Origin of the sequence: Lonsdalea britannica (genome assembly GCF_946477055.1) — a bacterium.
Classification (GTDB): domain Bacteria; phylum Pseudomonadota; class Gammaproteobacteria; order Enterobacterales; family Enterobacteriaceae; genus Lonsdalea; species Lonsdalea britannica_A.
The window spans coordinates 1-9189 of sequence record NZ_CAMKXG010000139.1 but is presented as its reverse complement, the minus strand read 5'-3'; the positions used below and the strand labels follow the sequence as shown (position 1 = coordinate 9189).

The window sequence follows — 9189 nt, the reverse complement described above, 5'->3', positions numbered from 1 at the left end:
TCCTCTTCGTCGGCAGCGTCAGATGTGTATAAGAGACAGGGACTGCCCAGACGGCTGGTAAACGGTGGCTTCCGCCAGCGCTTTATCCAGCTCCTGCGCGGTTTTTTTCAGCGCCAGACCGGTTGAGGTGCGGTACATTTTCTTGCCCGCGAACTTGCTGAGGTCGACTTCGATATCGGCGGCGACGATCACCACATCCGCCTGTTCAACCTCTTCGGGCGTGATAGGGTTGCCCGCGCCGACGGAGCCGCGCGTTTCCACTTTGACCCACCAGCCGCGCTTCTTCGCTTCCGTTTCGATGGCTTCCGCCGCCATAAAGGTGTGAGCGACGCCGGTCGGACAGGCCGTGACGGCGACAACGCGGGTCACGCCAGTCGAGGCCGCGGAGGAAGGCGCTTTCGCCGCTGCCGCTGCGCTCGCCTGATAAGGCGTAGCTTCCGACTTGGCTTTTTCCAGCAACGCATCCGGCTGACTCAGCGCTTCTCCGACATCAGCGAGAAATGCGTTTTTTCCGTTCAGCGTACTGTCTGTCTGTTGACCGCCAAACACGATGACCAGTTCAGCCTCGGCAGGCTGCTCCGTCAGCGTGAGTCCCGCTTTCGGCGCTGCGGCGCCAAGCTGGTTATGCACTAATCTGCTTTTGACTCTTCCTAACGACTTATCGAATATCAGCAGCGTTTTCATTGTGCTTCTCCTGCTGTTAATTGAAGGGTTTCAAATCAACGCGGGCCATCATCGCAGCAAGCTGCGGCCGGTCCGTTACGCCAACGTTGCTCTGGCTGACCGCCAGTGCCGCCACCGCCGTCGCCAGACGCAGCGTATGCTCGCTGGATTCACGCATCAGGAGACCATAAATCAGGCCGCCGACCATGGAGTCGCCCGCGCCGACGGTGCTGATCACATCGCAGGCCGGCGGCTTAGCCAGCCAGGCGCCGGAAGCGTTGACCCACAGCGCGCCTTCCGCGCCCAGAGAAATGACGACGTGAGCAATCCCCTGCTCACGCAGCGCGTGCGCGGCGTCGACAACATCCTCCAGCGTCGGCAATTTGCGGCCCGCCCAGATTTCCAGCTCGCGACGGTTGGGTTTGACCAACCACGGCGACGCTTTCAGACCGGCGACCAGCGCTTCGCGGCTGCTGTCGAAAATAATGCACGGGCATTGGCTGCGCAGGCGAGTCATCCAGTCGGTGAAAGCGTCAGGGTCGACGCCAGCCGGCAGGCTACCGCTGACCGCCACCATATCGAACTGGCCTAGCCAGCTCAGCGAATCATTCACGAAGCGTTGCCAATCCTGCGGCGTCACTTCAAAGCCCGAGAAGTTCAGGTCGGTAACATCACCGTCCTGCTCCGTCAGCTTGACGTTGATGCGCGTGCGGCCGTTGACGACCTGAAAACGGTTGGCGATCCCCAGCTCGCTGAACAGCTGCTGAAATCCATCCTGATTATCTTTCCCCAGGAATCCGCCTACCGTCACATCGATGCCCAAGTCTTTCAGGACTTTGGCGACGTTAATCCCTTTACCCGCGGCGTGCAGCCCTGCGGTTTGGACCAAGTTGACTTCCCCACGTTCGACCTGCGGGCAGTACCCCACTAAATCGTAAGCCGGATTCAGCGTAATGGTCGCGACTCTCCTGCTCATGCTCCCTCCCCTAATCCGGATGCAATAGCTTCACCAATGGCTTTCAGCGCGGCTTCAGCGTCGCTGCCATTGGCCGTAAAACGTAGACGATGGCCGGACTTCACGCCCAGTGCCACCACTTTCATCAGGCTGCGGCCGTTAGCCGGTTTGCCCGTTCCGTCGAGGTTGGCGACGGTGATTTCACTCGTAAACTGTTTGATGACGTTGACCAGCGTGGCGCCGGGACGCGCATGCAGGCCGTGTTCGTTACGAATAACGAACTCCGCCACCAGCGCGTTGCTTTCTTCCGCGGCTTCGCTCGACAACAAAGTCAGCAGCGTCGGCGCGTCAGCGCTGAGAAGGCTGTCGGATTTACCCGCACTCAGCAGCTTGCTCAGGTAATCAATCGGCGCATTAACCTGGTCGTCGACGGCAGAAACCGTTAGCAGCATCGCCACTTTTTCGTCACCGGCAACGAAAGACTCCAGCGGACGGCTGACCGCCAACGCGCTGATCAGATTACCTTCCTGACTGTCGCTGACCCAGATACCGTGACCTAAATGCAGCGGTTTGCTGGCCACCACATCGCTGACGAAGCGCGCGTCGACGGCGCCAATCTGCTGCAGTTTGCCCGCGTTCAGCGCCTGCAGCGTGATCAGATTATCCGTCGCCACGTTCAGGGAAATCAGCGAGGCGTCGAAGCGGAACTCCGCGGCCTGTTGTTCGCCCATCAGCAAACTGCGCAACTCTTCCGTCGACGTGGTTGACGCCAAACGTTCGGCTACGCTGTCATCGCTTAACACGTGCGTCAGCTGACGCAGCAGCGCCAGATGTTCGTCAGAACGGGCCGCGATCCCCAAAACCACATAAGCGGTTTGGTTGTCTCCCCAGGCGATCCCTTTAGGAAACTGAAACACCTGAATGCCCGTTTTGCGAACCAGATCGCGTGTATCCGTCGTTCCATGCGGTATGGCGATACCGTTTCCCAGATAAGTAGAGGTTTGCAGTTCACGCTGTAGCATTCCTTCAACATACCCTTCGCTGACGCAACCGGCTTCAGTCAATGCGGCAGCCACTTGTTTGATGGCCTCCTGCTTGTCGCCGGCGGTCGCCCCTATATGAATATCTTGCTGTGACAACTGGAACATAGCTCTCCTCTCCTGCCAAACTTGAATCGTTTCAGCTTTTATGGGAAAAAAATGGCCGAGTGATTAAAATCGTTTCATAAAACACGCAACTGAAACGTTTCAAAAATACTGCGTCTTTCCCAATATCTATGCAAGCATTGTCCATAAAACTCAGTGTGATTCTTAGAGGTCACGCACATTTTCGCATCAACAAGGTTATAGTTCAGATTCAGCGCGATGCCAGCTGAAAACGTGCTGAAGAAAAAGGAATGAAAACGGTTTCCCCTTTCACGTCCCGCAGGCGTAGAATACGCCGCTCTGTTCATTTTTCACTCTGCCAGACCATCATGCATACATCCGCCAGTACGCCGCGACGGCTGCCCGACATCACCGCGTCAGCTTTTTTGCTTATCGCGTTTCTTTCCGGTATCGCCGGAGCCTTACAACTCCCGACCCTGAGCCTGTTCCTCTCTACGGAAGTTCATGCCCGTCCGCTGCTGGTGGGACTGTTCTATACCGGCAACGCGGTCATCGGCATTGTCGTCAGCCAACTGCTCGCCACCTACTCCGATAATCGCGGCGACCGCAAACGGCTGATCGTGGCCTGCTGCCTGTTCGGCGCGCTGTCCTGCCTGCTGTTCGCCTGGAACAGGAACTATGCGGTGCTGTTGTTAGTGGGTGTGTTGCTTTCAAGCTTCGGGTCGACAGCTAACCCCCAACTGTTCGCGCTGGCGCGTGAATACGCCGACCGTTCCGGGCGCGAGGCCGCGATGTTTAGTTCCGTGATGCGCGCGCAGATTTCGCTGTCCTGGGTTGTCGGTCCGCCTATCGCCTTCGCGCTAGCGCTGGGGTTAGGCTTCCCGGCGATGTACATGGCCGCAACCGGGGTGTTTTTGCTGTGCGGTCTGCTGGTGGGACTGCTGCTGCCGTCGATGCCCAAGCATCCCCGTGTCAAGACCGCCGAAACGCTGGATTCTCCGCGCCGCAATCGTCGCGACACACTGCTGCTCTGCGCTGCCTGTACGCTGATGTGGACCTGTAACGGCATCTACCTCATCAATATGCCGCTTTATCTCGTGCAAGAGCTACAGCTGGAAAAAAAGCTGGCGGGCGTGATGATGGGCACGGCGGCCGGACTGGAGATTCCGGCGATGCTGATTTCGGGTTATCTCGCCCGGCGTCTCGGCAAACGCTATTTGATGCGGTTGGCTGTCGCCGCCGGCCTGCTGTTCTATCTCGGATTGTGTCTGCTGGACTCCGCGTGGGCGTTGCTAGCGTTGCAGCTGCTGAATGCCGTCTTTATCGGCATTCTGGCTGGCATCGGTATGCTCTATTTTCAGGATTTGATGCCGGGTCAGGCGGGCGCAGCCACGACGCTATTTTCGAATACGTCCCGCGTCGGCTGGATTATTTCCGGCTCGCTGGGCGGACTCGTGGCGGAGGTCTGGAGCTATCATGCGGGATTCATCTTTGCGCTCGGCCTGAGTCTCGCGGCAGGCTACTGCATGTGGCGCATTAAAGATGCCTGACTGACGACACCCGTTCAGGGCGCCGTCGCGTTCTCCAGCTGAATCAGGTAGATAAGCGCTTCATCCCGATGTTGACCGCACATATCTCGCTGAGGCTGGAGACTTGCACACACGGCAGGCCGTAACGGCGAATGGAAAATGCCGCAGCGCATCCGCTCGTCCAAATGGATACACGGCGTATTGGCAGGCTTTCCCTCAGGCATGCCGGGAATCGGACTCGATATTGAAGGTGCAATGCAGCAAGCGCCGCAGTCGGGACGACAGTCCATCACGAAGTTCCTGTGGGCGATGAGGTGCAGGGTGACAAAGGCGGACCATATCAGCCCTCATCGGCAAAGACTACCGCTTTTCCGCGCGTTGACGCCGCTTGACGTAAATCCTGCTTGCCTGAATCCGGCCGCGCGAGTAACTTGTCGCCACAAAAATTTATCTCACCCTTCACAAGGTATGTCTTCCATGGCAAGAGCTAACGAAATCAAACGCGGTATGGCCGTCAACTACAACGGCAAACTGCTGCTGGTTAAAGATATCGATATTCAGAGTCCGAGCGCCCGCGGCGCCAGCACGCTGTACAAAATGCGTTTTTCCGATGTTCGTACCGGACTCAAAGTCGAAGAGCGCTTTAAAGGCGATGATATCCTCGACACCATCACCCTTTCTCGCCGTCAGGTGACCTTCTCTTATATCGATGGCGACGAATATGTCTTTATGGATGATGAGGACTACACGCCGTACAACTTCAAAAAAGAGCAGATCGAAGATGAGCTGCTGTTTATTCCTGAAGGCGGCATGCCGGGTATTCAGGTTCTGACGATGGATGGACAGATTCTGGCGCTGGAACTGCCTCAGACGGTCGATCTGGAAATTGTCGACACCGCTCCCGGCATCAAAGGCGCTTCCGCCAGCGCACGCAACAAACCCGCCACGCTGAACACCGGTCTGGTGATTCAGGTGCCGGAATACCTCAGCGCCGGTGAAAAAATTCGTATCCATATCCCGGAGCGCCGCTACATGGGCCGCGCCGAATAACACTCGTCGTACTCACGTCCGGTTTATGCCGGGCGTCTTGTTTCACTGATTTCTGCGGGAGACGCCTGTGTTAACCCAAGTCAATGTCATTACCGGCTTCCTCGGCAGCGGCAAAACCACCACTCTGCTCCACCTGTTGTCTCAGAAACCGGCGGATGAAGTCTGGGCGGTACTGGTCAACGAATTCGGCGAAATAGGCATCGACGGCGCATTACTGGCCGACCGCGGGGCCGTGCTGAAAGAGATCCCCGGCGGCTGCCTGTGTTGCGTCAACGGGTTACCGATGCAGGTCGGGCTGAACATGCTGCTTCAGCAGAAGAAACCGCATCGTCTGCTGATCGAACCCACCGGGCTCGGGCACCCCAAACAAATTTTGTCGTTGCTGCGTTCCGCGACTTATGAACCCTGGCTGACCGTGCAGGCAACGCTGTGCGTATTGGATGCGCGTCAGTTGGCGGAGCCGCGCTATACGGAAAACGAAAACTTTCGCGACCAGCTGGCGGCGGCGGATGTGATCATCGCCAACAAACAGGATACCTACGACGATGACGATCGCGCCGCGTTAAGTCGTTGGTATGACGACGCTGGACAAGCGCGCAGGCTTATCTCGGTAAGTCAGGGCCACATCGATGCCGCGCTGTTGGATCTGCCGGGAGAACGCGGCGCTGACTTGCCGTCCGCCCGCCACCATCATCACGATGAACCCCCGCGTCAGGGACTGGCGGCGCTCAGTCTGGATGGACAAACCCCCTGGAGACGTGCGCTCAATCACGGACAGGGATACCATTCCTGTGGCTGGATATTCGATGCCGAGTCGGTGTTTGACACGGCGAGGCTGCTGGACTGGGTACGTTTGTCGCCCGTGAGCCGCATCAAAGGAGTACTGCGTATTCCGGAAGGGACGCTGGTGGTCAACCGTCAGGAGAACGATCTTCATATCGAAACGCGTTCGGCACCGCCGCCGGATAGTCGTATAGAGATTATCAACGAGACCGAAGCAGAGTGGAATGCGCTACAGCGCACATTGTTACAAGCCCGTTTAACCACCATGCAGTAATTTATTTTTAATTCTTAAGTTAATGAGCAGTTCCTATGTCTAAACGAAATATTCCTATGATCCTCTTATTCAACGCGATCGGCATTGCGTTGTTTCTTTCCTGGTATTTACCGGCCAATCACGGCTTCTGGTTTGCCATTGATGAATCTATTTTCTTTTATTTTAATCAGCACCTGTCGACCAACCACGCATTTCTGATGCTGGTGGCGATGACCAACAACCGCGCGTTTGACGGCTGCTCGCTGCTGGCGATGGGCGCGCTCTATCTGAGTTTCTATTTCAAAGCCGCGCCTGTCGAGCGCCGTCGCCTGCTGATCCTGGGGATCGTCATGCTGATTACCGCGGTGGTGCTGAACCAGCTCGGCCATTTGCTGCCGGTGCAACACGCCAGCCCTTCGCTGTTCTTCGAAAACATTAACCGCGTCGGCGAACTGACCGGCATCCCGACCAAAGACGCCTCTCGCGATAGTTTCCCGGGCGACCACGGCATGATGCTGATGATCTTCACCGCCTTTATGCTGCGCTATTTCGGCGTAAAAGCCTTTTTGATTGGCATACTGATTACCGTCGTCTTTTCGCTGCCGCGAGTCATGATTGGCGCACACTGGTTTACGGATATTGCCGTCGGCTCGCTGTCCGTCGCACTGGTGGGATTGAGCTGGTGGCTGCTGACGCCAGCCAGCGATGCCCTGCTCAATGCTTTGAATCGTCGACTTCCTGGTAAATATCGTCCGACCGACGCCTCGCACTAATGTTTCACCGCAGCCAGATATTCTCTGTTTTGGCTGCGGTTCTCCCTTCTTTCCCTTAGTTTTTAGTCTGTAAAAACAGTGTTCTGCTATCATTATTCCGTTCCGCAGTGATTTATATCCGTTCTCTGTAAAATTTCATCACGAATTCATATAAATAAAAGGAGGGAAAGTACTCGCAATATTTTTTTCATTCCGGTAGTCTCGACAAAATCTGTTATTTATGAACGATTGTCCGCCACGCGCGAAACGCTATAGACAGAACATCCGCTATAGAAAAAGTGCTGCTCGGCACGGTTTGGCGATCCGGTTGTTGTCCCTAAGTAACGATTCCTGAGTCTTAATTTCGTTTGGCATATACAGCATATAGCGATCATTTCGTTCGCTAAGGACACGAAGGGAATATAACAACAATGGTCAAATCTCAACCGATGCTGAGATACATCTGGCGGGCCGTGCCTGCCGTCGCGGTGGCAATTGTTCTCACCGCCTGCAGCAGCAATCACAGTAATACAGCATTAAATTCTCAGACTGATAGGCGTGTGGTTAATGGTGATCCTTCACTACAAGCCTCTCAGGCTGAATTCGAAGCGATGGTCCAGAACGTAGAAGTGAAAACCAAGTTGCTGGACCAGTACGCAAGTTGGAAAGGCGTTCGTTACCGCTTAGGCGGTCAGACCAAGAAAGGCATCGACTGCTCCGCCTTTGTTCAGCGCACCTTCCGCGAACAATTCGGCATGGACCTTCCCCGCTCCAGCTACGAGCAACAGGAAGTCGGTCAGAAAATCCAACGCAATAAATTACGCCCTGGCGATCTGGTCCTGTTCCGTGCCGGTTCGACAGGACGCCACGTCGGTATCTATCTCGGCGGCCAGCAGTTTGTCCATGCGTCAACCAGCAGCGGCGTCACCATCTCCAATCTGGACGAAACCTACTGGAAACACCGTTATCAGGAAGGACGTCGGGTACTCGCACAGGGTCCGCATAGCTGATCCTTTTTATTCCCTGTCATGCCGACCAAACGAAATCCGAAACGCCGCCTAGTTATCGCGGCGTTTTTTATTGGTGCATACGCAGGCGCCTGCTAACGCGGCAGGAATACGTTAAAATGCCTTTTCGTACCTGTGCTTAGCGCCACCGTTTTTTATATGACCATGCAACGCGCCATAATGACTCGTTGGCCAGCATGACTTGAACGACGTTATTCAGGAGTCAGTTGCCCGATGTTTAAATCCGTCGCTTCCACTTTGCTGTTTATTGCGTCCACCATGCTGGCGCAAGCGGAGACGCTGCAACAGCCTTTTGCTTTCACAATGTTGGACGCCCCGAAGTACGATAAAAACTTCACGCATTTCGACTATGCCAATCCAGACGCCCCAAAAGGCGGACACATCACCCTCAGCGCGTTAGGTTCGTTTGATAACTTTAACCGCTTTGCCTCCAGAGGGTTGCCCGCAGTCAGAACGGAAGCCCTTTATGATTCGCTTTACGTCAATTCCGACGATGAGTCCGGCAGTTACTACCCGTTAATCGCCACCGGAGCACGCTACGATAGCGGCTATCGCTGGCTGGAAGTCGACCTGAACCCTCGCGCCCGCTTTCACGATGGGTCGCCGGTCACCGCCTCAGACGTCGCTTTCACCTTCAATACCTTTATGACGCAGGGCGTATCGCAGTTCCGCGTGTACTACAAAGGCTCGACCGCCCGCGCGCTCAGCCCGCATACCGTGCGGTTCGACTTCGGCGCACCGGATAAAGATAAAATGATCGGGCTGCTGACCCTGCCCGTGATCCCGGAAACCTACTGGCAGCATCACAAGTTCAATGAGCCGCAGGCACGCCCCCCTTTGTCCGGCGGACCTTACCGGATCTCCGACTATCATATCGGTCAATACGTCGTTTATTCCCGCGTGAAGGACTACTGGGCTGCCGATCTGCCGGTGAACAAGGGGCTGTATAATTTTGATACGATCCGCTACGACTACTATCTGGATGAAAGCGTGGCGCTGGAAGCCTTTAAAGCCGGGGCTTTCGATATGCGCATCGAAAGCTGTCTCTTATACACATCTGACGCTGCCGA

At 55.8% G+C, this 9189-nt stretch carries 9 protein-coding genes and 1 pseudogene; 6 read left to right on the top strand and 4 right to left on the bottom strand.

Going from position 1 to position 9189, the window contains the following annotated elements; all coding sequences use genetic code 11:
* Positions 1–39: 39 nt before the first annotated feature.
* The 3 genes and pseudogenes from Q7O77_RS10635 to fruB form a co-directional block, all read right to left on the bottom strand.
* A pseudogene (locus Q7O77_RS10635) lies at positions 40–684 on the bottom strand (fructose PTS transporter subunit IIB); the annotation flags it as partial.
* A gap of 16 nt (positions 685–700) precedes the next feature.
* Positions 701–1639 carry a 1-phosphofructokinase gene (gene fruK / locus Q7O77_RS10630; protein WP_085652922.1) on the bottom strand — a complete coding sequence of 313 codons (939 nt, stop codon included), beginning with the start codon at positions 1637–1639 and terminating at the stop codon, positions 701–703.
* Complete coding sequence (gene fruB / locus Q7O77_RS10625; RefSeq protein ID WP_304166785.1) at positions 1636–2766, bottom strand: fused PTS fructose transporter subunit IIA/HPr protein; 1131 nt, start codon at positions 2764–2766, stop codon at positions 1636–1638. The genes fruK and fruB overlap by 4 nt, the downstream gene beginning before the upstream one ends.
* A 326-nt stretch (positions 2767–3092) precedes the next feature.
* On the opposite strand from fruB, the gene Q7O77_RS10620 reads away from it, so the two are divergent.
* Entirely contained in the window at positions 3093–4274 is a 1182-nt protein-coding gene (locus tag Q7O77_RS10620; protein WP_304166783.1) for a sugar efflux transporter, read from the top strand.
* Between the two features lie 14 nt (positions 4275–4288).
* Here Q7O77_RS10620 and Q7O77_RS10615 read toward each other — a convergent pair whose 3' ends face one another.
* The gene (locus tag Q7O77_RS10615; protein WP_304166781.1) at positions 4289–4543 is read right to left on the bottom strand and encodes a YkgJ family cysteine cluster protein; all 255 of its coding nucleotides are present in this window, start codon (positions 4541–4543) and stop codon (positions 4289–4291) included.
* A gap of 187 nt (positions 4544–4730) precedes the next feature.
* On the opposite strand from Q7O77_RS10615, the gene yeiP reads away from it, so the two are divergent.
* The 5 genes from yeiP to Q7O77_RS10590 all read left to right on the top strand — a co-directional run.
* Positions 4731–5303: an elongation factor P-like protein YeiP gene (yeiP, locus tag Q7O77_RS10610; protein WP_026740510.1), complete on the top strand. Its 573-nt coding sequence runs from the start codon at positions 4731–4733 to the stop codon at positions 5301–5303.
* A 67-nt stretch (positions 5304–5370) separates the two neighbouring features.
* Complete coding sequence (locus Q7O77_RS10605) at positions 5371–6360, top strand: GTP-binding protein (protein ID WP_304166776.1); 990 nt, start codon at positions 5371–5373, stop codon at positions 6358–6360.
* 35 nt (positions 6361–6395) lie between these two features.
* Positions 6396–7112, top strand: coding sequence for a phosphatase PAP2 family protein (locus Q7O77_RS10600; protein ID WP_304166773.1), 717 nt, complete (start codon positions 6396–6398; stop codon positions 7110–7112).
* A 410-nt stretch (positions 7113–7522) separates the two neighbouring features.
* Positions 7523–8101, top strand: coding sequence for a bifunctional murein DD-endopeptidase/murein LD-carboxypeptidase (mepS, locus tag Q7O77_RS10595; protein ID WP_304166770.1), 579 nt, complete (start codon positions 7523–7525; stop codon positions 8099–8101).
* Between the two features lie 231 nt (positions 8102–8332).
* The coding region (locus Q7O77_RS10590; RefSeq protein WP_304166766.1) for an ABC transporter substrate-binding protein at positions 8333–9189 on the top strand (857 nt) is incomplete at its 3' end.

Bases quoted from the DNA above. Each gene is read 5' to 3' on its own strand.
- Q7O77_RS10600 (WP_304166773.1), top strand. From the start codon at position 6,396: ATGTCTAAACGAAATATTCCTATGATCCTCTTATTCAACGCGATCGGC.
- yeiP (WP_026740510.1), top strand. From the start codon at position 4,731: ATGGCAAGAGCTAACGAAATCAAACGCGGTATGGCCGTCAACTACAAC.
- Q7O77_RS10615 (WP_304166781.1), bottom strand. From the start codon at position 4,543: ATGGACTGTCGTCCCGACTGCGGCGCTTGCTGCATTGCACCTTCAATA.
- mepS (WP_304166770.1), top strand. From the start codon at position 7,523: ATGGTCAAATCTCAACCGATGCTGAGATACATCTGGCGGGCCGTGCCT.
- fruK (WP_085652922.1), bottom strand. From the start codon at position 1,639: ATGAGCAGGAGAGTCGCGACCATTACGCTGAATCCGGCTTACGATTTA.
- fruB (WP_304166785.1), bottom strand. From the start codon at position 2,766: ATGTTCCAGTTGTCACAGCAAGATATTCATATAGGGGCGACCGCCGGC.
- Q7O77_RS10620 (WP_304166783.1), top strand. From the start codon at position 3,093: ATGCATACATCCGCCAGTACGCCGCGACGGCTGCCCGACATCACCGCG.